This window comes from Providencia burhodogranariea DSM 19968, assembly GCF_000314855.2.
In the GTDB taxonomy this organism is placed as follows: Bacteria; Pseudomonadota; Gammaproteobacteria; order Enterobacterales; family Enterobacteriaceae; genus Providencia; species Providencia burhodogranariea.
In genome coordinates, this window is the sequence record NZ_KB233222.1 from 1,477,122 (window position 1) to 1,500,064 (window position 22,943).

At 38.0% G+C, this 22,943-nt stretch carries 16 protein-coding genes and 1 pseudogene; 8 read left to right on the forward strand and 9 right to left on the reverse strand.

Annotation, left to right across the window (positions count from 1 at the left end; all coding sequences use genetic code 11):
* Positions 1–263 precede the first annotated feature (263 nt).
* Positions 264–1,019 carry an FNR family transcription factor gene (locus OOA_RS06235; RefSeq protein ID WP_008911293.1) on the forward strand — a complete coding sequence of 252 codons (756 nt, stop codon included), beginning with the start codon at positions 264–266 and terminating at the stop codon, positions 1,017–1,019.
* A 129-nt stretch (positions 1,020–1,148) separates the two neighbouring features.
* Positions 1,149–2,093, forward strand: coding sequence for a universal stress protein UspE (gene uspE / locus OOA_RS06240; RefSeq protein WP_008911294.1), 945 nt, complete (start codon positions 1,149–1,151; stop codon positions 2,091–2,093).
* 417 nt (positions 2,094–2,510) lie between these two features.
* Here uspE and pntB read toward each other — a convergent pair whose 3' ends face one another.
* Together pntB and pntA are read right to left on the reverse strand one after the other, a co-directional pair.
* A complete protein-coding gene (pntB, locus tag OOA_RS06245) occupies positions 2,511–3,899 on the reverse strand; it encodes a Re/Si-specific NAD(P)(+) transhydrogenase subunit beta (RefSeq protein WP_008911295.1) in 1,389 nt (462 codons plus the stop codon).
* 13 nt (positions 3,900–3,912) lie between these two features.
* On the reverse strand, positions 3,913–5,445 hold the full coding sequence (gene pntA / locus OOA_RS06250) for a Re/Si-specific NAD(P)(+) transhydrogenase subunit alpha (protein WP_008911296.1): 1,533 nt from the start codon (positions 5,443–5,445) through the stop codon (positions 3,913–3,915).
* A 384-nt stretch (positions 5,446–5,829) separates the two neighbouring features.
* Here pntA and ydgH point away from each other — a divergent pair, with 384 nt between their 5' ends.
* Positions 5,830–6,780, forward strand: coding sequence for a DUF1471 family protein YdgH (gene ydgH, locus OOA_RS06255; RefSeq protein WP_008911297.1), 951 nt, complete (start codon positions 5,830–5,832; stop codon positions 6,778–6,780).
* Positions 6,781–7,332: 552 nt separating this feature from the next.
* Complete coding sequence (locus OOA_RS06260; protein ID WP_419177165.1) at positions 7,333–8,670, forward strand: amino acid permease; 1,338 nt, start codon at positions 7,333–7,335, stop codon at positions 8,668–8,670.
* Positions 8,671–9,668: 998 nt separating this feature from the next.
* Here OOA_RS06260 and hrpA read toward each other — a convergent pair.
* Positions 9,669–13,559 carry an ATP-dependent RNA helicase HrpA gene (gene hrpA / locus OOA_RS06265; protein ID WP_008911299.1) on the reverse strand — a complete coding sequence of 1,297 codons (3,891 nt, stop codon included), beginning with the start codon at positions 13,557–13,559 and terminating at the stop codon, positions 9,669–9,671.
* 229 nt (positions 13,560–13,788) lie between these two features.
* On the opposite strand from hrpA, the pseudogene OOA_RS06270 reads away from it, so the two are divergent.
* Positions 13,789–14,386: pseudogene (locus OOA_RS06270) on the forward strand (NAD(P)H-dependent oxidoreductase).
* A 61-nt stretch (positions 14,387–14,447) separates the two neighbouring features.
* On the opposite strand, the gene OOA_RS06275 reads toward OOA_RS06270, so the two are convergent.
* Genes OOA_RS06275 through OOA_RS06285 form a run of 3 tightly spaced genes read right to left on the reverse strand, consistent with a single transcriptional unit; the run spans position 14,448 to position 17,576 of the window.
* The gene (locus tag OOA_RS06275) at positions 14,448–14,774 is read right to left on the reverse strand and encodes a YdbL family probable chaperone protein (RefSeq protein ID WP_008911301.1); all 327 of its coding nucleotides are present in this window, start codon (positions 14,772–14,774) and stop codon (positions 14,448–14,450) included.
* A complete protein-coding gene (locus tag OOA_RS06280; protein WP_071524230.1) occupies positions 14,771–14,944 on the reverse strand; it encodes a YnbE family lipoprotein in 174 nt (57 codons plus the stop codon). Before OOA_RS06280 ends, OOA_RS06275 begins: the two co-directional genes overlap by 4 nt.
* A gap of 43 nt (positions 14,945–14,987) precedes the next feature.
* A complete protein-coding gene (locus OOA_RS06285) occupies positions 14,988–17,576 on the reverse strand; it encodes a YdbH family protein (RefSeq protein ID WP_008911303.1) in 2,589 nt (862 codons plus the stop codon).
* A gap of 357 nt (positions 17,577–17,933) precedes the next feature.
* Here OOA_RS06285 and OOA_RS06290 point away from each other — a divergent pair, with 357 nt between their 5' ends.
* Both OOA_RS06290 and OOA_RS06295 read left to right on the forward strand, forming a co-directional pair.
* The gene (locus OOA_RS06290; protein WP_008911304.1) at positions 17,934–18,932 is read left to right on the forward strand and encodes a 2-hydroxyacid dehydrogenase; all 999 of its coding nucleotides are present in this window, start codon (positions 17,934–17,936) and stop codon (positions 18,930–18,932) included.
* A 12-nt stretch (positions 18,933–18,944) separates the two neighbouring features.
* The gene (locus OOA_RS06295) at positions 18,945–19,385 is read left to right on the forward strand and encodes an META domain-containing protein (protein WP_008911305.1); all 441 of its coding nucleotides are present in this window, start codon (positions 18,945–18,947) and stop codon (positions 19,383–19,385) included.
* A gap of 208 nt (positions 19,386–19,593) precedes the next feature.
* Here the strand turns inward: OOA_RS06295 and grxB are convergent, their stop codons facing one another.
* The 3 genes from grxB to OOA_RS06310 all read right to left on the reverse strand — a co-directional run bounded on the left by grxB (position 19,594) and on the right by OOA_RS06310 (position 21,160).
* Positions 19,594–20,232, reverse strand: coding sequence for a glutaredoxin 2 (gene grxB / locus OOA_RS06300; RefSeq protein WP_008911306.1), 639 nt, complete (start codon positions 20,230–20,232; stop codon positions 19,594–19,596).
* 248 nt (positions 20,233–20,480) lie between these two features.
* The gene (locus OOA_RS06305; protein WP_040690845.1) at positions 20,481–20,888 is read right to left on the reverse strand and encodes a RidA family protein; all 408 of its coding nucleotides are present in this window, start codon (positions 20,886–20,888) and stop codon (positions 20,481–20,483) included.
* A 119-nt stretch (positions 20,889–21,007) separates the two neighbouring features.
* Positions 21,008–21,160 (reverse strand): hypothetical protein, encoded by a 153-nt coding sequence (locus tag OOA_RS06310; protein ID WP_040690847.1) that lies wholly within the window; start codon positions 21,158–21,160, stop codon positions 21,008–21,010.
* Between the two features lie 470 nt (positions 21,161–21,630).
* Here OOA_RS06310 and chaA point away from each other — a divergent pair, with 470 nt between their 5' ends.
* A complete protein-coding gene (gene chaA / locus OOA_RS06315) occupies positions 21,631–22,725 on the forward strand; it encodes a sodium-potassium/proton antiporter ChaA (protein WP_419177159.1) in 1,095 nt (364 codons plus the stop codon).
* The last annotated feature ends 218 nt before the right edge of the window (positions 22,726–22,943 follow it).

Below are 22,943 nucleotides of genomic sequence, written 5' to 3' on the forward strand. Positions count from 1 at the left end.
ATGAAAGAAATATATATTTTAAATAGATATTTAAGATATAACCTCTTTGAACTATTATCCAACTCACTTACAATCTTTTAATCTGACTTAAGTAAAGGATATTGTTACATTATATTCTGCGTTGCTATATTTAGTCCTGACAATCTTATTTTGATGTGATTTTATATTCAGGCAACTCTGTTTCATATTTTTACTTACCAGTAGCATTATCTTATGTTAAAATTGACTCATATCAATAATTCTAACTTGATTGAGCATTTAATATGATCCCAGAAAAAAGAGTTGTTCGTCGCATCCAGTCTGGCGGTTGTGCTATTCATTGTCAGGACTGCAGTATTAGCCAATTATGCATTCCATTCACGCTGAATGAACACGAACTGGATCAACTTGATAATATCATTGAACGTAAAAAACCGATTCAAAAAGGCCAAGCTTTGTTTAAAGCTGGTGATGAATTACGTTCTTTATATGCCATCCGCTCGGGAACAATCAAAAGCTATACCATCACTGAAGAAGGTGATGAGCAAATTACTGGTTTTCACCTTGCAGGTGACCTAGTCGGTTTTGATGCAATTTTAAATACACAGCATCCAAGTTTTGCACAAGCACTAGAAACATCTATGGTTTGTGAAATTCCATTCGAAACACTAGACGATTTATCCGGCAAAATGCCAAATCTTCGCCAACAAATTATGCGTTTGATGAGTGGAGAAATAAAAGGCGATCAGGAAATGATCCTTTTATTATCGAAGAAAAATGCAGAAGAGCGTTTAGCCGCATTTATCCTTAATCTATCTCACCGCTTTGCTGAACGTGGTTTCTCGCCAAGAGAATTTCGTTTAACCATGACACGTGGTGATATCGGTAACTACTTAGGGCTTACTGTCGAAACAATTAGCCGGCTATTAGGACGTTTCCAAAAAAGCGGTATGTTAAGTGTCAAAGGTAAGTATATTACTATCGAAGACATGGAAAAAATCACTGAAATTTCGGGTAAAACGTCACCAATTTCTTGTTAATCCTATCCTGAATAGCGGAGCATAACATTTGTGAGCCGCTATTATTTTTGATCAATTCTTGCCTATTTTTTCTCAATACCTTAGTTTATCTTTAGTTACGACGTGTCCAGCCGTTATGAGGATATTAATATGGCAAGCTATAAAAATCTCCTAGTTGCAATTGACCCAAATCAGGATGATCAACCAGCATTACGACGTGCTGTCTACATAGTGCAACGTAATGGTGGCCGGATAAAAGCTTTCTTACCTATCTATGATGTCTCCTACGATATGACTACGTTGTTATCACCTGAAGAGCGTGATGCAATGAGAAAAGGTGTGATTAACCAAAAAGCAGCCTGGATAAAACAACAGGCTCATTTTTATCTCGAAGCGGGTATTGAGATAGAAATAAAAGTTATTTGGCATAACAAGCCTTATGAAGCCATTATTCAGGAAGTGATAAGTGGTGAGCATGACCTACTTTTAAAGATGGCTCACCAAACTGATAACTTTGAATCCATTATTTTCACACCACTTGATTGGCATTTATTAAGAAAATGCCCTTCCCCAGTCTGGATGGTTAAAGATAAGGTTTGGCCAGATCATGGTTCTGTTGTTGTCGCTGTTAATCTGTCGAATGAAGAGTCTTACCATGATAATTTGAATATCAAATTAGTCGAAAAAACCAAAGATTTGGCAACTCGCATTGTCAAAGAACAAGACATTCACTTGGTCAGTGCCTATCCTATTGCGCCAATGAACATTGCAATCGAACTTCCGGATTTTGATCCAAACCTTTATAACAATGCATTGCGTGGGCAACACCTTATCGCCATGAAAGAATTGCGCCAAAAATTTAGTATTGATGAAAAATATACTCATGTCCGTGAAGGTTTACCTGAAAAAATCATTCCTGACATGTGTGAAGAACTACAAGCAGGTGTTGTCGTGCTTGGAATTTTAGGCCGAACGGGTATTTCAGCCGCATTTCTTGGTAATACCGCAGAGCATGTTATTGATAAATTGAAGTGTGATTTATTAGTGATTAAACCAGATGGCTTTGTTTGCCCTATCACTGTTGATGACGATTAATCGCAACAAAACCATTTAAATAACCTTATCTAGACCGATAGTTTTTAAAATTATCGGTCTTTTTATGTATGTCATTGGTGATTTTTATATTTGGTCATGATATCTATCGAATTTTATTGATAGCGACAAGATAAATTTATTTTTTTGCAAAATAGGTGAAAATCATTTTAATTAATAATATCAAGAATAAATATATTTTGATTTAAACGCAGTTATTTACAAAAAACAATAATTTTATTCTGCCCCCAACTAGCTAATAAATAATGCCAAATTCGATACCATAAAACCCGCACTCAATGTCATTATTAATATTATATTAATCCGATATTCAGATATAGAAATAACAAGAAAATACGATGTAGTAGATAGAATAAAGCCCTGAAAACAGGGCTTTAAATAATCAGAAGTAATTAATAATTACAGCGCTTTCAAAATTGCATCCACACTAGCTTTGGCATCACCAAATAACATCTGGGTATTTTCTTTGAAGAATAATGGGTTTTGAACACCTGCATATCCGGTATTCATCGAGCGTTTAAACACAATGACATTGCTCGCTTTCCAAACTTCAAGAACTGGCATACCTGCAATTGGACTACCTGGATCTTCTTGTGCTGCTGGGTTAACTGTATCGTTAGCACCAATAACCAGTACAGTATCTGTATCAGTGAAATCATCATTGATTTCATCCATTTCCAGTACGATGTCATAAGGTACTTTTGCTTCAGCTAATAGAACGTTCATATGACCCGGCAAACGACCTGCAACCGGATGAATACCAAAACGAACTTTGATACCACGTTCACGTAGCTTAGCCGTAATATCATGAACAGGATATTGTGCCTGAGCAACAGCCAAACCATAACCCGGAGTGATAATAACAGAAGTGGAATTTTTCAATAATTCAGCAACATCTTCCGCTGTTGTTTCACGATATTCACCCATTTCTTCAGCATTGCCGGTAGATGTGCCATCTGTACCAAAGCCACCTGCGATAACACTGAAGAATGAACGGTTCATCGCCTTACACATAATATAAGACAGAATAGCACCTGAAGAACCGACTAATGCACCAGTAACAATTAACAGGTCATTGCTTAACATGAAACCAGCCGCCGCAGCGGCCCAACCTGAATAAGAGTTCAGCATCGAAACAACAACAGGCATATCAGCGCCACCAATTGAAGCGACTAAATGCCAACCAAACGCTAATGCAATTATTGTCATAATCAACATGGTGAAAACTTGCAAGCCAACGCTTTCAGTTTTCACAAAAATGATTAATAAAATAAATGAAACAACTAACGCTGCTAAATTTAATTTATGACGATTTGGCAGCGCTAATGGTTTTGATGACATTTTTCCTGATAGCTTACCATAGGCAACAATCGAACCAGTAAAGGTCACTGCGCCAATGAAAATACCAAGGAAAACTTCCGTTAAATGAATATTCTCCATAACGGCATCAACATGGCCTTCACTCGCAATAAAGCTATTGAAACCAACTAATACTGCAGCTAAACCAACGAAACTATGTAAAATAGCAACCAGTTCCGGCATTTCAGTCATTTCAACTTTTTTTGCTAAACGGATACCAATCACTGCACCAATAACCATCGCGACTATCATCCAGCCAATATTCGCGCTATCTGGGCCAAGGATTGTTGCAATTAAAGCAATTGCCATCCCTGCTATACCATAGCTATTACCCCGTTGAGAGCTCTCATGGCGAGATAGTCCTGCTAGACTGAAAATAAATAGGATAGCAGCAACAATGTATGCTGCTGTCACAATTCCACTAGACAACATAAGTTACCCCTTATCCTTTACGAAACATTTTTAACATACGCTGGGTAACAGTAAACCCACCGAAAATATTGATACTTGCGATCAATATAGCAATAAAAGATAAGAAACTAACCCATCCTCCACTACCGATCTGCAATACCGCCCCAACAACAATAATGCCGGAAATAGCGTTCGTTACAGACATCAACGGTGTATGTAATGCATGTGAAACGTTCCAGACAACGTAGTAACCAACAACACAAGCAAGCGCAAATACAGTAAAGTGCGATAAAAACTCTTTTGGTGCTGAGTTTGCAAACCAACCGAATAAAATAATCGCTAAAGCCATTAACCCGTATTTGGTTACAGGCGACATCTTTTTCTTCTCAGGCGCTTTCGCTTTCTCAATCGCTTGAGGCTTCGCTTGCGGCTGAGCAGATACTTGAATGGGTGGTGCAGGCCAAGTAATTTCACCTTGTTTGATTACAGTAACACCGCGGATCACTAAATCATCAAAATCAATATCGATTTCGCCATTCTTCTCTTTACACAGCAATTTCATCAAGTTAACAAGGTTTGTGCCATATAACTGTGATGATTGCGTTGGTAAACGGCTTGGTAAATCAGTATAACCGATGATTTTCACGCCATTCTTTGTTACCACTAACTTATCAGCTTCAGTTAACTCGCAGTTTCCACCCGTTTGAGCCGCTAAATCAACAATCACACTACCCGGTTTCATCGATTCAACCATTTCTTTGGTAATCAATTTAGGTGCAGGACGTCCCGGAATTAAGGCTGTTGTCACGATGATGTCAACTTCTTGTGCTTGCGCAGAAAATAATGCCATTTCCGCCTTAATAAAAGCTTCAGACATCACTTTCGCGTAACCATCGCCACTGCCCGCTTCTTCCTTAAAATCTAATTCAAGAAATTCAGCACCCATACTCTGAACTTGTTCTTTAACTTCTGGGCGAGTATCAAACGCCCGAACAATCGCCCCTAGGCTACCTGCTGCACCAATCGCAGCTAAACCTGCGACACCCGCACCAATGATCATCACTTTTGCTGGTGGTACTTTACCCGCAGCCGTAATTTGCCCTGTGAAAAAGCGACCAAACTCATGAGCCGCTTCAACAATCGCTCGATAACCTGCAATATTTGCCATTGAGCTTAATGCATCAAGTGACTGGGCTCGGGAGATACGTGGTACCGCATCCATTGCCATCACATTGATGTTTCTTGCTTTTAATTCATCCATCAATTCAGCATTTTGAGCAGGCCAGATAAAACTTACTAGCGTTGCGCCTTCTTTGAGTAATGGGATTTCATCATCAAATGGAGCATTCACTTTAAATACAATATCCGCCGCAAATGCGGTATCACGATCAACAATTTCAGCGCCGACTTGCTCATAAGCCACATCATCAAAACTGGCTAAATGCCCTGCATCCCTTTCGATACAAACACTAAAACCTAACTTAAGTAGTTGAGTTACAGTCGAAGGTGTAGCAGCAACACGAGCTTCATTGGCAAGTTTTTCTCTTGGTATACCAATACGCATAATGTTCCCTTTTTTAAAGCTTAAAGTAATGTTGTATTTATTAAGTTTACTAAAGACTGGTCATTTTCGATGGAAAAGTCTTAGTTTTAACCAAAATAGTTGTAAAGCGTTCTAATAAGCTACTGAAAATAAGCATTTTGATCCATAATTTATATCGATTCTTAAACAGTAAATGGAATCTACAATGGAAATCTTAGTTTTAGGTCAATAAAATACTGGATAGCCTAAAAATTATGGTAAATATGACTAGTCAATGATTATTTATTTCTTATAAAAATAAAATCATGAGACAACTCGATTGGTTACGTGTAATAATCAGGTACATGTGATACAACTAAGATTCAGCACTTTTATAATAAATTGCGCAAGTCGGAAGGATTTTGTATGAAGCTGAAAACCACAGCCATCGCAGCCGCGGTGTTGTCATTAACGAGTATTACTGCGGTACAGGCAGCTGTTGAACTGACGCCAAAGCAGGCCGAAGAGTTAAAACCTTATGAACGCATAACAGTTACCGGGCGCTTTAATGCCATTTACGAAGCATCAGATGCAGTCTCCCGTAAAGCTGACAAAGAAGGCGCTTACGCTTTTTATATCCAAAGCCTTGATGATGTAGGTGATAGCGGTAATATGCGCGTTGTAGCAGACCTTTACCAAAAGGATGCTAAGCCTGCGGAAGAAAATAAACGTCGCGTATTTGGTGGCGTTGAGGAAATGACTAAAGAAGATGCAGCTCAATTTGAGCCATTTGATGCGGTTACTGTCAGTGGCTTCTACTCTTCTCAGCCTGACCTTTATGAAGCTCTAGCGAAAAAAGCAAAAGAGAAAGATGCTGCCTCATTCTATATCGTTCGTAATATTGCACTGAACGATGGCGGCAATACTCTTGCAACCGCATATGTTTATAAAAAAGATGCTCCTAAACGTAAAGTCCAACTTGAAGAAGCTGTTGTGCCAGCTGACTCGGACGCTGGTCGTGCATTGCTAGCTGAAGGTGGCGAAGCGGCTAAAAAAGTGCGTATTCCAGGTGTAGCTTCATCTGAAGAGCCTACTGTTGCTGTTGGACGTTTCTTTGAAACTTCAAGCAGTGCCCCAGGAAAAACTAGCGTCACGTTACCAAATGGTTATGTTATTGAAGAAATTAATAAAATGGCCGCAGCTCAAATGGTTCCATTTGATTCAGTGACATTTTCTGGTTATTACACCAACACACCAGAAGTTCGTTATCAAGTCGCGAAACGCGCTGAAGCAAAAGGTGCAAAATACTACCATATCACACGTGAATGGCAGTCTAATGGTGGTAGTGTTACTATCAGCGCCGACTTATTCAAATAATGACAATCTACTAGCTGGTCTGAGCCTCAAAAGACTGGCTTAATTAAATGCCCTTGTAAGTTTTATGCTGACAAGGGTTTTTTCTTTTAGATAATGCCAAACGCTATATTAATCTCTGAGCAAAATTGATTATCAATGATGGGCATTTTAATGTTGCACCACATCGAAAATTGGATTGATATAAATTCACGATTTTAACCGTGTTAACCCATGACTTTGGCCAAATTCTTAAGGCAATATATATAACGCAAAATCTCATTTGTGATTATAATTGTTCGAATCAATCAAGCTTATTCAGCTGACGACATAACTGAATAAAAATCTCAACAAAGTGCATAGTTTCCCATTGCATATCCGCCGTTTCATTCGTAGAATTCACCCTCTTTTCTGAACTAACAGATGAACACTCTATAATTTGAAAATTAACTAGTTTAATTACACATAAAAATTTTAGATTTAACGTTAATTTAACCTATGATTGCAGAATAACCAGGATATACATTGAAACACACACTCAGTCTTACTGCACTCACTGCACTCGTACTTAGCTCAATGGTAGGAGCTGGTGTCTTTAGCCTCCCACAGAATATGGCTGAAGTAGCCAGCCCTTTAGCATTGATTATTGGCTGGTCGATTACGGGTGTTGGTATTCTATTCTTGGCATTTTCGTTGCTGCTACTATCACGAATTCGCCCCGACCTTGATGGCGGTATATTCACCTATGCAAAAGAAGGTTTTGGTGAACTGGTAGGATTTTGTTCTGCATGGGGATACTGGCTATGCGCTGTTATTGCTAACGTCTCTTACTTAGTGATTGTCTTTGCTGCGATCAGCTTTTTTACTGATACTTCCGACAACGTTATTTTTGGTGATGGCAATACTTGGCAAGCTTTGATTGGTGAATCCATTTTACTATGGTTTGTTCATTATTTAGTTTTACGCGGTGTACAAACAGCGGCGGGTATCAACAAACTCGCAACGATGGCTAAATTAATTCCTCTCGGGTTATTTATCGTTCTGGCCTTTTTAGCTTTCAAACTTGATATTTTTGATGCTGATTTTAGCGGTATTTCCCTTGAAGTACCGGTCTGGGAGCAAGTAAAAAATACCATGTTAATTACCTTATGGGTATTTATTGGCATCGAAGGTGCAGTTGTCGTTTCTGCTCGAGCTAGAAATCGCCGTGATGTTGGGCTTGCAACTATTTTCGCTGTCAGCTCAGCATTGATAATTTATATACTAGTTACGCTACTTTCATTAGGTATTATGCCTAGAGCTGAGTTGGCTGAAATCAAAAACCCATCAATGGCCACTTTGATGGTCAGCTTGATTGGTTCAAGTGGTGAAATAATCATTGCTGCTGGTCTGATTATTTCGGTATGTGGTGCCTATCTCAGTTGGACGATTATGGCTGCGGAAGTTCCCTATATCGCAGCGCAGCATCAGTCGTTTCCAAAAATATTTAATAAGCTAAATAAGAATGATGCCCCCTCTTCATCTTTATGGTTGACTAACGCAGCTGTACAGCTCTCATTAGTACTAATCTGGTTAAGTGGCAGTAACTACAACACCTTGCTAACCATTGCTTCCGAGATGATACTTGTCCCTTACTTTTTAGTGGGCGCTTTTTTAATGAAGGTTGCGTTCGAACGGCATAATAAACCATTACTTATGGTCGGTTTAGTTGCAAGTATTTACGGGTTATGGTTGCTTTATGCGTCAGGCATTCTTAATCTGCTGTTATCTGTTGTACTATATGCTCCAGGTATTTTAGTATTCTTATACGCTCGTTCACAACAATCAAAACAAGTACCGTTAAAATTGTTCGAAAAAATTACTGCTTTTATTATTTTTGTTGGTGCTATCCCTGCAACCTATTATCTTATCTAGTGCGTTTTTCTTGGAGGGCGTTTAATATGTCCTGTCCTCCAAGGCATTCAACATATACATTGGTTATGAACTAAGGGCTACCCGAATCAATTCATTGTTTCAGTGATTGAAGCCGCTAATGCACAAATGAACTAGCAATATGACCAATTAAAAGTAATTATTTAACCTTAAATAAACTTAAGACATCAGCGAAAATATTATTAACATGAATTTAGTTAGTCGCCTGTAAACCCTCTCCCAATAAGATGAAGATATAATTCTATTTCCGTTATGGGCGTGAACGAGGCGATCGTAATAAGATGGTGAAAATGCGATTTTGTTGATAATTATGTTGTAGTGACATGTCACGTTTTTTGGTGGAAAATATTTTTCATAGCGTGAGAATTCAAGAATAATTCTATTTTTTCAGTTGATTACATCTTTATCATGATACTCTTTTCAGTCACCATTATTTAAAATAATTATAGCATCATTCAAATCCCCATTATAAAAAAGTAAATAAACCCACTAGCTATCAAAAACTTTACTTTTCGCTCCCCCTTGTTATCTCGCATCCAAATTATTACGTTACCTCGCCATAAAAGCCAGCTCATTCATGGACGAACAGAAATTTCTTATTATTTATTATGCTTTACTTTTTATAGTTAATTAGGTTAATTATTAAATAAGTACTCAATTGTTCCCTTCATCAACTAGCGAGCTTGTTTTGAATTTGGCTATTGTATTTGACTCAGATGTTACATGAGTTTATATTTTTATAACATAGATAGTATGTTGTAACTAAAACAAAGTGCGTGAATATATTAGAATCCATCGATAGAATTCATAAGTATGATTTGTCATAGACAATTAATTTATCTGACCGATTGAAACATATTTATCGAATAAAACAGTTCACATTATATTTAAACTGTATTCATTAATAAAAAACACCCCTAAGTTGAAAACAGCATTTGGGGTGTTTTTTGATTGTGATCTTTATATTTTGCTCATAAACATTAGAGTTTCTGAGCAAGGCTATCCATCGATTGAATGATCCGTTTATCTGAGATTGGATAAGGCGTTCCAAGCTGCTGTGCAAATAAGCTGATGCGCAACTCCTCAATCATCCAACGAATGTCTTGTACTTCTGGTAATAATTGTTGAGCAGGAGTCAGCTTTGCTTTCCATTGTTGCCACATATTAGTGACATGTTCTACTTTATTCATTTGAGCTCGGTCTTTATTCGGATCAATAGCCAGTTTTTCAAATCGGCGTTCAATACCATTCAAATAGCGCAGCACATCAGGAAGACGTTTCCAGCTATGGGCCGTCACAAAGCCTTTGAATACTAAACCAGACAACTGTCCTTTAATGTCGGAAAGCGCCATTGCCATTGAAAAATCAACCCGCCCTTTCAAATGTTTATTGATTGCAAATACAGCTGTCAGTATCTGTTCAACTTGTTTAGCAATTTGTACAACAGCATCATTGAGCTCAGCGCGTACGAAATCTTGTAACTTGCTAAAGCCTTCTTCATTCCAAACAGGCCCACCATATTTGGCAATAAGTTGATCTATACCGCAGGCAATACAATCATCAATTAACTCTAAAACCTTGCCATATGGATTGAAATACAACCCAAGCTTAGATTTATTGGGTAATTTCTCATGTAAATACTTAATCGGAGATGGAATATTTAATAATAATAGCCGACGTACTCCCCCCCACATGGCTTGCTGTTGTTCAAACTCGGTTTCAAAAACGCGTATCCCTACACTATTTTTTTCATCAACTAAGGCGGGGTAAGCTTTTACTGAATAACCGCCACGTTTTTGCTCATAGCGCTGAGGTAACTCACCGAAGCTCCAGATATGCAGACCATTTTGCTCGATACCATCGTCGACGACTTCAGAAAGTGTCTCTTGAACTTTCTCCTTTAAGCTATTTTTTAATGCATCAAGGTCTTGACCTTCAGCAATTGTTTTATTCTTCTCATTAACAACACGGTAATTCATTCTTAAGTGGACTGGAAGCTGGTCTAGTTGCCAAGACTCGCGATCCACGGTGACACCGGTCATTCGACGCAATTCACGCTCAAGTTTATCCAGAATACTGCCATCAGGCGTGGCCACCCGCTCAAGGAATGCTGAAGCATAATTAGGTGCTGGCACAAAGTTACGGCGAATAGGCTTAGGCAGTGATTTAATCAACGCGATCACAAGCTCTTGACGTAAACCCGGTACTTGCCAATCAAAGCCAGTATTTTGAACCTGATTGAGTATCGCAAGTGGAATATGAACTGTGACGCCATCTGCATCTGTCCCGGGTTCAAACTGATAGCTTAAACGGAACTTAAGCTCACCTTGATACCAATGGTTAGGGTAATCAAGTAATGAAACATTCGCCGCATCTTCCTTAATCAGCATATTTTTTTCAAAATTAAGCAAATCAGGCTGTTGTTTCGAGGCGTTTTTCCACCAACTATCAAAATGACGTGAGGAGATCACGTCATTTGGGATCCGTTGATCATAAAACACAAACAGCGTTTCATCGTCGACGAGAATATCTCTACGTCGGGATTTATGCTCTAAGTCTTCTATTTCGGCTAATAATTTACGGTTTTCCCTAAAGAAAGCATGCCTAGTAACCCAATCACCTTCAACCAAAGCATGGCGAATAAATAATTCACGACATAATAGGGGATCTATTTCGCCATAATTAATTTGACGTGCCGCAACAATCGGTAACCCATATAAGGTCACCTTTTCAGATGCCATGACAGCACCTTGCGACTTTGACCAATGTGGCTCGCTATAATGATGTTTAATAAGGTGTTGTGCTAACGGCTCAATCCATTCTGGCTCAATAGATGCTGCAACCCTTCCCCATAATTTCGATGTTTCAACAAGTTCAGCTACCATTGCCCATTTAGGTGGTTTTTTAAATAACCCAGAACCAGGGAAGATGGTAAATCTCGCATTTCTTGCCCCTGTGAACTCAGGCTTTTCGACATCTTTTTGCCCGATATGAGACAACAAACCTGCAAGCAATGAAACATGAATACCACGGAAATCTGCTTCTACACTATTAACAGGGAAGCCTTGCTCTTTAACAACTTGTCGTAATTGAGTGTAGAGATCTTGCCATTCTCGAATACGTAAATAATTCAAAAAATCTTGCCGACACATTTTCCTAAATTGAGCATTCGATAAAATGTCTTGCTGTTCTTTTAAGTAATTCCATAAATTAAGAAACGACAAAAAGTCTGATTGCTTATCGTGGAACCGACGATGCTTCTCATCTGAGGCTTGCTGTTTATCTAACGGGCGTTCTCTTGGATCTTGAATGGATAGAGCTGCAACAATAACCATTGCTTCACGAACAGCGCCCTGTTTTCTCGCCTCTATCACCATACGGGCAAGACGTGGATCGACAGGTAATTGTGCTAATTGACGCCCAACATCAGTCAGAATATACCCACGCTCTGTTTCTTTATGGGATTTGATCGCACCTAACTCTTCGAGCAACTTCACCCCATCTTGGATATTCCGTTTATCTGGCGCTTCAACAAATGGGAATGCACCAATATCTCCCAAACCAATTGAAGTCATTTGCAAGATAACAGAAGCAAGGTTGGTTCTTAAGATTTCAGGATCGGTAAATTCTGGACGTCCTAAAAAATCCTCCTCAGAATATAAACGGATGCAGATACCATCAGATACACGACCACAACGGCCTTTACGCTGATTTGCTGATGCTTGAGAAATAGCTTCGACCGGAAGACGCTGAACTTTGGTTCTAAAGCTATAACGACTTATCCTGGCGTATCCAGTATCAATAACATATTTAATACCCGGTACAGTCAACGAGGTTTCAGCAACGTTAGTCGCTAAAATAATACGTCGGCCACCATGAGGATGGAAAATTCGGTTTTGTTCGCTATTCGACAATCTTGCAAATAAAGGCAAGATCTCTGTGTGCCGTAATTGCAATTTAGACAAGGCGTCTGCTGTATCTCGAATTTCACGTTCACCACTCATGAAAATAAGAATATCACCTTGGCTTTCATGCCCCAGTTCATTAACCGCATCGATGATACCGTCTATTTGGTCCCTATCACTGTCATTATCAACGCCTATGATTGGGCGATATCGAACTTCAACTGGATAAGTACGACCTGATACTTCAACAATAGGTGCATGATTAAAATGGCGTGAAAAACGCTCAGGGTCGATGGTTGCCGAGGTAATAATAACTTTGAGATCGGGCCGCTTTATCAGTAATTGACGCAGATAACCCAATATAAAATCAATATTTAAACTACGTTCATGGGCTTCATCAATAATGATCGTATCGTACTGTAGTAGTAGTTTGTCATTTTGTAATTCTGCGAGCAAAATACCATCAGTCATTAGTTTGACTTGTGTATTATCACCAACTTGGTCGCTAAAGCGCACTTTATAACCAACCGTCGTGCCTAATTCACTTTCAAGCTCTTGCGCTAAACGTGTAGCAACAGCACGCGCTGCCAATCTTCTTGGCTGCGTATGACCAATAAGACCCTTTACACCTCGACCAAGCTCTAGGCATATTTTAGGGATTTGTGTCGTTTTCCCTGATCCCGTTTCTCCCGCAATAATAACGACTTGATGTTGTTTTATCGCATCATAGATTACCTGTCTTTTCTGGCTAACAGGGAGGTTTTCAGGATAAATGATTTTAGGTGGGTTAAGCAGTTTACTGGCAACTTTTTGCTTTGCAGTCTCAATATCTACTTTTATCGTATTCAGCACAGCAACTCGAGATTTTTCATCACGAATTTTAGCTGCTCCTTGGAGACGTTTTTTCAGCAACCACTGGTCACGTAATGAAGTTTGTCCAATATCCGCTTCTAAGGCCGTCAGCATGGATTTCACTCTTTAAATCCTTATTATTTATACTATTTCATGCAATTTAATGGATCTAACCACGCTAAAATTGCAACGAGAATTAGGGCTAGTTTTTGTCTATTTTTAGAACAAAAAAGACTATCATCAGTTTCTTTGACTTAAGTTGTCTAATTTTCTTTATATCAATGATAATCAGTGGCTATATAATAATTAGCAATATGTTTTCAATCAGTTCTAAGGTTAAATAATGAGTAAAGTATTATTGTTGAAATCAAGTATTCTGGCAGACTATTCTCACAGCAATAAAATGGCAGACTACTTTATTGAACAGTGACAGGAAAAAAACCAGCGGACAGCATAACTGTACACGATTTAGTCAACAACCTAATTCCAGCAATTGATGCCAAAATTCTAGCAGCTTTCGCGCCTGGGAGCAGCAAAACTCAGCAACAAGAAGCATATTTAGCACTATCAAATCAGCTTATCAACGAATTAAAACAACATGATGTTATTGTGATCACCAGCCCTATGTGCGATTTTTCGCTCCCCTCCCAGTTAAAAAATGACTTCGATTTTATCGCCAGATCAGGGGAAACATTTAAATATACTGAACAAGGTCCTGTTGGATTGATCGAAAACAAGCGTGCATTCGTGTTAACCAGCCGAGGTGGTATCCATAAAGATACCCCTATCGATACTATGGTACCGTATTCGACACTTTTTCTTAATTTTGTTGGTATCAACATATCGAGTTTATTTTTGCTGAAGGCACCGCATTAGGTGCAGAATTTGCAGAAAAAGCACAACTGCTTGCTCGTCAATCAATTGATACAGCAATCGCTTAAATCACAAAATCTTGCTTTGAATAGATACTCAATAGTACGCACGACTCTAATTGTGCGTACATTACTTTTTCTTTAACCATTGACCATTAATACCACGTACATATTCGCCAGTCCTTGCTCGTTCAATCAGTTTTTGCCCTGCTATTCTTCCTACCTCACGAGTTTGTAGATTATTTTTTTTAGCAATTTCACCGTATTTTGCTTCTCGTTCGTGATTAATATCATTCACTAATTCGGTGGCAACCGCATTGTTGGTATTTACGATAGCCAAATACCCCGATAATGTTTCACCTACCAGTCCTTGGGTTTTCGCTTCATCCACTGTTAACGCGAATGCAGAAGAAATAGACAAACTCAATACTATGATAGCTTGATGAACGTATTTCATTTAGCGTCTACCTTACCAAAAAGGTCACTATTTTCTTTCAACAAATCTTCGACCTGCCTGTCAGCTTTAATTTGTATTTCATGCTCAATTTTCACATTCATATTGATGTTAATTGGCTTATCCGGTGTTGCTACTTCAACTCTTAAACATCCCGTCAACATTATAGCCATTAATGTGAATGTGCTCGTGGTTAGTATTTTCACTCTTATTCCTTTATAGATTTTTTTCCAGCCACTCTTCCAAATTGCTGCCAAAACGTAAACTGCGCCATAATTGGAATATATTCTCTTCGTGCGTATAGTTCAGATGTACTTCTCGTTTTTTAGTTTCTTGAGAATTAAAACCTTCAAGAAGGGTCTTCATCGTTAATAACCCTAAATTAGTTATATTGACATCTGTACGGCTTCGAGATATTTCCAAATACTGTAACCAACCTATCGCAGATCCGGCTGAAATATTATCTGCTTTAATAGATTCAACAAATTGAGGATCAAGGCGTAAAGCCAGCGGCCCACTATTTTCCATCCAACCATCTTTCACAATCGATTCGGGATTATCAAGATAAAAAGGAAGCTCACCATCCACTTTGCCTGAAACAGCAAATTGACTCACCTTCAGTATGGTAAATAACTGACTCAAATCAATTTGGTGAAGTCTGATTGTCGCCGCCTGTTGTTGTGGCCAACGTAGTAAATCTAATTTCACTTCACCACCCAACAAATTAAAACCAACCTCACTAAGATTTAACGGCATCGATTCTGTTGGTGGGTAAGTACCTGACAAATCTGCTCGAATATCGGTTAATTCAAATAAGTTTGTCAACTGCTTGATGCGTAATTTAACTGGCGATTTGCCTCCTAAGGTCCACATGCTATTTTGCAGTTTCCACGGTAAAACAAAGTTGAGCCCTCTCACTTCACCATCTTCTAGCCATAAACGGGTATTTTCAACTCGCCAATGCCCTCCAGCAATAAACCCTGTTTTTGGAGCAATAGAAAATGCAGCTTGAGAAAAGAGTTTCCCTTCTCGTAGTGTAATCCCCAAATCAATAGGAATTAATGTCTGAAATGCATTAACTGATTGTTCCGGCCAACGCGCATTTCCTCTCAACCGTTCACCATCCCAGCGGCTGAAAATAACGATCGGCCCAACATCTTTGGTGCTGAGATCTGCTTTTAGTTGAAAATCGGTTGGCGATTTGCCTGTAACATCTGCATTTACTGTTATTTTAGGTAAATAGCTAGCTGCCCCAAATTGCATACGATTACTGGTAAGCTGCAATGCGCCTTCAAAATTTTCTTTACTGGTATTTCGCTGCCACATTAATGGTTTAGTCAACACTAGCCGTGTCGTGGTCATTGATAGCAAACCATATTTTATTTGATCAAACCCAGTATTTAGCGTGTTTAGCGTAATCAATGTATCCTGCCAGCTACCTCGTCCTTGAATATCCCAACGCGCCGCAAGTGATGGAAGTTGAGCATTACCCCAATAATTCCAAAACCATTTGCCTTTATCTTTAGAAAATTTGTTTGCTTGACCATCTAAATGAACGGCAAAGTTGCCCCAGTAGCGTTCCTTCACTTTTAAGATAGCTTGTAATCTTCCTGATATCCCTTCAGCACTCAATGATGTCCCAGCAAGAGGTAAACGCGCTTCTTCTAATAATAGCGTTGGAGAAACTCGACCATAAGCTCTCAAAAGTGATCCTGGTTGGAAAGTAACTGTCGGGGAAACTAATTGACTTGAGATTTGCGCCGGTAAATTGATATCCAGCACCATGTCATCATATTTAAGCAGCCCATTTAACCTAAAGCTAATATCGGCAAACAACAAATTAATTTTACTTGGTAGCAGCGTTAGCACGAGATTGGCTTTCCCTTTTCGAGCTTCGGTCACCATATTCATGCGTCCACTAATTATCATGTCAGCAAGACCAGTATTCCAATTGTCGACTTGCAGCGAAACACCGCCTTGTAAAGGAAGACCTTTTTCCTCCCAGTACCAGCGCCCATCGATAATATTGATTTTTTGCGGTGCAATTTGCCAAGGGAGATGCACAATTTCCATTCCTGTGTGCGTATCAAAAACAGTAAATGTCCCTTTATCATGCTGCCATTCAAATTTTGCATTAAGTAACTTTTTCGACTGGGTCAATGCAAACGCAGTCGTTATCACACCATTTTCAGGCAAGGTATCGGTCGTTAATGGTAAAGCCAGCTCGCCATTCAAATTTATTCGTTGTTCTTGCTGCGGTAATTGAGCCGAAAGGCTTTCGATGATGAGTTGATTATTCGCGGTAATATGGGCGGAAAGAGATAATTTATCGCCTCGATAATCTAAGGCAAGGGGCGTTTTATTATTACGATGAAGCCAGAGACTACCTTGGTAATCTGACCAAGGTGATACCGTTATATCATCAATAACAAGTGAAAATGTCGGCAAATTACTGATTATATCTGAAACTGAAAGTGGCGAACTATCGTTTTGCCCCTGAGCAGGTAATTCATTTAAACAGCGATTATCTTCAGTAAATTGATGAATACTCAAATGTAGTGGAAAAAAAGAAAATCGGCTATTTTTAGCATCAAACCATAAACAATCACTCGCTTTCAACTGTATGGTATCAATGGTTAATTGGTTATGGCTAAATACTGGCTGACTAAATGATAATGACACATTCTCAGGTAAATATGCTTTTGCAACAATAGGGATCCAACGGGTGAGCGTCACCCATAAAACACATAAGAGCACAAAACATCCCCCAATGCCTAAGAGTAATATTTTAAGTGCCCTTTTCATTAAACCGCTTCCTTATTTGATCTATACTCAAAATAATTTAAGTTGAATATTAGCGCAAAAGACATGAATTAGAGAAAAAACAGCTGCATTCTATCTATATTGCACGCCATATCACTTTAAGTCTGACGAGTATATACTAATTACTATTGTTGGTAGTTATTAATCAAAGCAATCTATCACTTGCCATTAACTGGCTATAATAAAGAACATCGCATCAACAAAGGTAATTTTCGTCATTTATTTAGTGATTTACAGTAATAATTATCTTATTCTGACCTGAGTTCTTGGTAGCAACTTATTTGAACTACCAACTTATTTCAGGTTCCTAATTTCTAAATAGTACACGGAGTTTCTTAGATGAAAATCGTTTCTTATAGTACTAAGCAGTATGATCGCAAACATATGGATCAAGTCAATCGAGGATCCGCATTTGATTTTGACATCGAATACTTTGATTTTCCATTAACGGTACAAACAGCAAAAAATGCTGTTGGGGCTGATGCTGTTTGCATTTTTGTTAATGATGATGCAAGCCGTGAAGTCTTAGAAGAACTTGCAGCACTCAATATCGGTATTCTTGCATTACGTTGTGCAGGGTTTAATAATGTCGATTTGGTTGCCGCCGAAGAACTTGGTATTCAAATCGTTCGCGTTCCCGCTTATTCTCCAGAAGCTGTCGCCGAGCACGCTGTGGGTATGATGCTATGCCTTAATCGCAGGATCCATCGCGCATATCAACGCACTCGTGATGCGAATTTCTCACTAGAAGGCTTAACTGGCTTTAATATGCATAACCGTACTGCCGGTATCATTGGTACTGGCAAGATTGGCCAAGCAACTCTTCGTATTCTCAAAGGCTTTGGTATGCGTTTATTAGCTCATGACCCATACCCAAACCAAGCTGTTCTTGATTTAGGCGCTGAATATGTCGATTTAGATACTCTATATGAGAATGCCGATATTATTTCATTACACTGCCCACTCACTTCAGAGAATCACCATTTATTAAATGAAGTTGCCTTTAATAAAATGAAAAATGGTGTGATGATCATCAATACCAGTCGTGGCGCCCTTATCGATTCAGTTGCCGCAATTAATGCACTTAAAGCACAGAAGATTGGCTCATTAGGTATGGATGTTTATGAAAATGAACGTGAGCTTTTCTTTGAAGATAAATCTAACGATGTCATTCAAGATGATATTTTCCGCCGACTTTCATCATGTCATAATGTGCTGTTTACTGGGCACCAAGCCTTTTTAACCGATGAAGCACTGACCAGTATCAGTGAAACGACTTTAGGAAATATCCGTCAACTCATCGATGGTGATGCTTGCCCTAATATAGTAAAAGCTTAATAGAGACAAGTTATGATGAAACGGGTAATTCCTTTAACACTGTTAGGGTTATTGTTAGCAGCTTGCCAAACACAGAATGTTAATGCGGACAACAATGATAATGTGACTGAACAACAATTAATGCATCACAACTTTGTTTTAACCGAAATTGACGGGGAGCATATTATTGGTAAAGCAAGCACCCCAACAATATCATTTGGCGAAAAAATGTTTGTCTCCGCGACAATGTGTAATGATTTTAACGGTATGGGACGAATCAATAACGCAGCTTTGACGGTTAAGCATTTGTCAAAAACAGAACTAGAATGTGTTGATGAAGATTTATCAAAATGGGATGGACTGATAAAACGCATGCTAACTGATGGCGCAGTTATTTCATATAATGACCAAAAGTTAACCTTATCACAAGGTCGTTCTAAGCTTGTTTATACCTTAAAAGATTATGTAAATTAGCAAAATTGATTTATCAATAATCATTGACGCTACCATAATAACGCTCAAAATAAACCCCATTATTATCTATTAATAATGGGGTTTTGTTGTGTGCGCTAAATGATTTTGAATGAAGCTTTGATCACAAGACGTATCAGCGTATGACCCAACGAGGTAGTTTCAATGAGTCGCTATAAAAGCACCGTTAATAAACCTACACCCTTTTGTTTTATCGTGCTTGGTCGAATAATAAATTAACACCTGTTGTTTTAGAAATGTTTTCCATATATTTAAGTATTGTCGTACTGAAAGGTAAATCATTAACAATTGATAAGCTACGTAATACTGGAAAGATAATAAAATCATCAATATTAATAGTGTCTTCACGCTGATCTAACCATATATCTAAAGTATCCATATGTGGTTCAAGCTCAACAATTAAAGTATGTGTTTCTTTCAATAAAATACTCAGATCACCAAACACTCGCTCTTCACGCGCAACATAAGCAGCTCTCGCTTCAGGTGTGTTTATTTCTGGGAAGTTTGCTTGAGTAAAACGTGGTACAACAAGCTGATAGATAGTATCTGAAACAGCGTTATACCATTTTTCAATTTCAGGTGAAACTGGATTTTCTGCAATTTTTGGTTCAGCTAAGCCGTCAACATAGTGCACAATATCTAAACTTTCTGGTAAGTAACTCCCATCCTCTTTTTGTAAGATAGGCAGCATTTTACGACCAATCATCTTAGTGGGCGTTTCATTGTCATTATCCATCAAAAATATCGACTCGACATCCAGATTTTTAAAACCAAAAATCATTCTAGCACGAACACAAAATGGACAATGATCATAAAGATAGAGTTTCATTATGGAAGCCTCTTTAGTGAAGTAAGTACAATTAAACATAGCCCTTATTATATGGACTGTAAATCTTTCATTAGATCAGTGCTGAAAAATAAACGTTAAGGTCATAATATCTTAGGATTGTTGAACTTTACTGCTTATTTTACTGCACCGATTGATTGAGATGACAACAATATAATAATGTGCTCTTTTATGTAGCTAATTTAGTCATAAACCCAAATCCACTTACTTACCGATATATAAATATAGACCTAGCTTGTTGTTGATGATTGTTTAATTGCAATGCATTTAATTTCAACGAGTAACCCTGAGTGAGCTAGTTCAGAAACTCCGATACATGTCCAAGCACAATGACCTCGAGGAAAAGTTGTATCTTTAACATCACGAAATATATCCATATGCTTTTTCATATCAACATGATAAGTTGTCATTTCAACTACATCTTGAAAAGAGCATCCTGCCGCTTCGAGAACAATACGTAAATTCTCCCAACACGCAATAAACTGAGCTTTAGGATCTAAAATCACATTCAAATCTTCTGTACGCCCAACTTGCCCTGCACAGTAAACCGTATTACCAACCATAACAGCTGGTGCGTAACCCGCTCGTTTAGCTAAATTTTGCATGGACGATGGGATAATAATTTTCCTATCAGACAAATTTAATATCCTTTTTAATAATTCTTATATTACAGATAGTTAAGTTTAATATTATCCATTTCAGAGAGTGCACTACTGATTGCAATGCTAATGGTAATCATTTTTGTCACCCTCATAAACTATTTAGATTCTTTTGAAGACCCACTTTCATTACTTGGTGCTGCAAACGCTAGCTCTTTAAGCCACTCTGAAAGGATTGGTTTTGTTTTTTTTGCATCTAACTCAGCTCTTTCTTGCTTGGTTAAACGTATAACGATAACTTCAGTCTTCATTTTATATTACCTATCTTTTTTGAAGTGTAAACCATGCCATATTCATTAAAAGGACAGGTCTTAATTACTTATTTTTACAAAATGATACATAAAGAAACAAATAGTCATCTAAGAAAGAAATTAATAGGTAACATAAAAATCTGGCAATTTACCCAAAATAATTCGCGTTGCATATCAGTATCGAATGGATACTATTAACTTATCTGAGAATTGAAAGCATGGATTATATGAGGAGCTAATATATACCTTGCATACCTTACGATTTAACGTATGGCGCCATATTGGGGTTACTTATGGTAAACATAAAAATGTAATACGATGATTAATGAAAATCATAAAGAATTTACGCAAATATAATAATGAAAAAATAAACCTAAATTGGCATATTGACAAAAACATTAAATTTGAGGCTGGATGAATTAATAGAATTTAAGGTACTATTATAGTTAACACAAGCAATCGGGTTAATTATGAAAATATCAATGCCAAAAACACGACATAAAGAATATTCGCTATTACTCCCTGTAATTATTATAATTTATCTTTATTTGAATAGCACACCAGAGTCATTAACACTATCAATTGCTATTAATTTAATATCATTAGTTGCCATCCTTTCCAGTGCATTTAGCGTAGTAAGACATGCAGATGTTCTTGCTCATCGATTGGGCGAACCTTACGGATCATTAATTCTCAGCCTATCTGTCGTTATTCTTGAAGTGGGTTTAATTTCCGCATTAATGGCAACAGGCAGTTCCGAGCCTGAGTTAATGAGAGATACGCTATATTCCATCATGATGATTGTAATGACCGGGTTAGTCGGTTTTTCTCTTCTATTAGGTGGATATAAATTTGCGACACAGTATGTCAATTTGGCTGGAATTAAGCAGTACTTAATTGCGATTATTCCTTTAGCAATACTGATACTTGTATTCCCAAGCTCCTTACTTGACAACGGCGTTGATAAATCTTTATCTATCATTTTAGCTTGTATATCTGCTTTAATGTACTTTGTGTTTTTAATAATACAAACAAGGACACATAAACAATTATTTGTCTATGAATATGAAGATGACAGTGATGACGGTGACCCTCATCATGGAAAGCCATCTAGTCATAGCAATTGGCGTCACGCATTCTGGTTAATAATACACTTAGTTGCAGTTATTGCTGTCACAAAACTCAATGCAGATAACCTCGATTTCTTATTAACAACTGTTGAAGCACCAAAACAATTCACAGGTTTTCTGATTGCCTTATTAATTCTATCACCAGAAGGACTCGGCGCGATCAAAGCTGTTTTACTAAACCAAGTACAGCGCGCTATGAATATCTTTTTCGGTTCTATACTAGCGACTATCTCATTAACTGTTCCCGCTGTTGTTTTAATTTCAGTACTAACAGATCAGGAAATAGTTTTTGGTCTTGAATTACCACAAATAGTGATTCTAAGTACCACCCTCATTTTATGCCATATTTCATTCTCTTCTGGCAGAACAAATAGCCTGAATGGTGCTTCCCTACTCGCATTATTCGTTGGTTATATATTAACCATTATGTATTAAAACATTTAATTGAAGCCGTTCATCATTGAACGGCTTCTAATTCCACGTCGCCTTCTGTATCTACTTTACTTTTGAAGCCCTATTTATACCAATTTCGCCTCTTTTATTTTTCTGTCCTAACGATCAATAATCCTTCTGGTGTTTGGGCAATTTAGCTAGAATTATTTTTTCCTACATTCTGTCCATTGTTCCGTCAGTTGTTTATTGCTATCAGATAT

Coding starts and splice junctions, on each gene's coding strand:
- OOA_RS06280 (WP_071524230.1), bottom strand. CDS start 14,944: ATGGCTATAATGTTGACGGGATGTTTAAGAGTTGAAGTAGCAACACCG.
- ydgH (WP_008911297.1), top strand. CDS start 5,830: ATGAAGCTGAAAACCACAGCCATCGCAGCCGCGGTGTTGTCATTAACG.
- hrpA (WP_008911299.1), bottom strand. CDS start 13,559: ATGCTGACGGCCTTAGAAGCGGATATTGGACAAACTTCATTACGTGAC.
- OOA_RS06295 (WP_008911305.1), top strand. CDS start 18,945: ATGATGAAACGGGTAATTCCTTTAACACTGTTAGGGTTATTGTTAGCA.
- uspE (WP_008911294.1), top strand. CDS start 1,149: ATGGCAAGCTATAAAAATCTCCTAGTTGCAATTGACCCAAATCAGGAT.
- OOA_RS06310 (WP_040690847.1), bottom strand. CDS start 21,160: ATGAAGACTGAAGTTATCGTTATACGTTTAACCAAGCAAGAAAGAGCT.
- grxB (WP_008911306.1), bottom strand. CDS start 20,232: ATGAAACTCTATCTTTATGATCATTGTCCATTTTGTGTTCGTGCTAGA.
- chaA (WP_419177159.1), top strand. CDS start 21,631: ATGAAAATATCAATGCCAAAAACACGACATAAAGAATATTCGCTATTA.
- OOA_RS06260 (WP_419177165.1), top strand. CDS start 7,333: ATGGTAGGAGCTGGTGTCTTTAGCCTCCCACAGAATATGGCTGAAGTA.
- OOA_RS06275 (WP_008911301.1), bottom strand. CDS start 14,774: ATGAAATACGTTCATCAAGCTATCATAGTATTGAGTTTGTCTATTTCT.
- OOA_RS06235 (WP_008911293.1), top strand. CDS start 264: ATGATCCCAGAAAAAAGAGTTGTTCGTCGCATCCAGTCTGGCGGTTGT.
- pntA (WP_008911296.1), bottom strand. CDS start 5,445: ATGCGTATTGGTATACCAAGAGAAAAACTTGCCAATGAAGCTCGTGTT.
- OOA_RS06290 (WP_008911304.1), top strand. CDS start 17,934: ATGAAAATCGTTTCTTATAGTACTAAGCAGTATGATCGCAAACATATG.
- OOA_RS06285 (WP_008911303.1), bottom strand. CDS start 17,576: ATGAAAAGGGCACTTAAAATATTACTCTTAGGCATTGGGGGATGTTTT.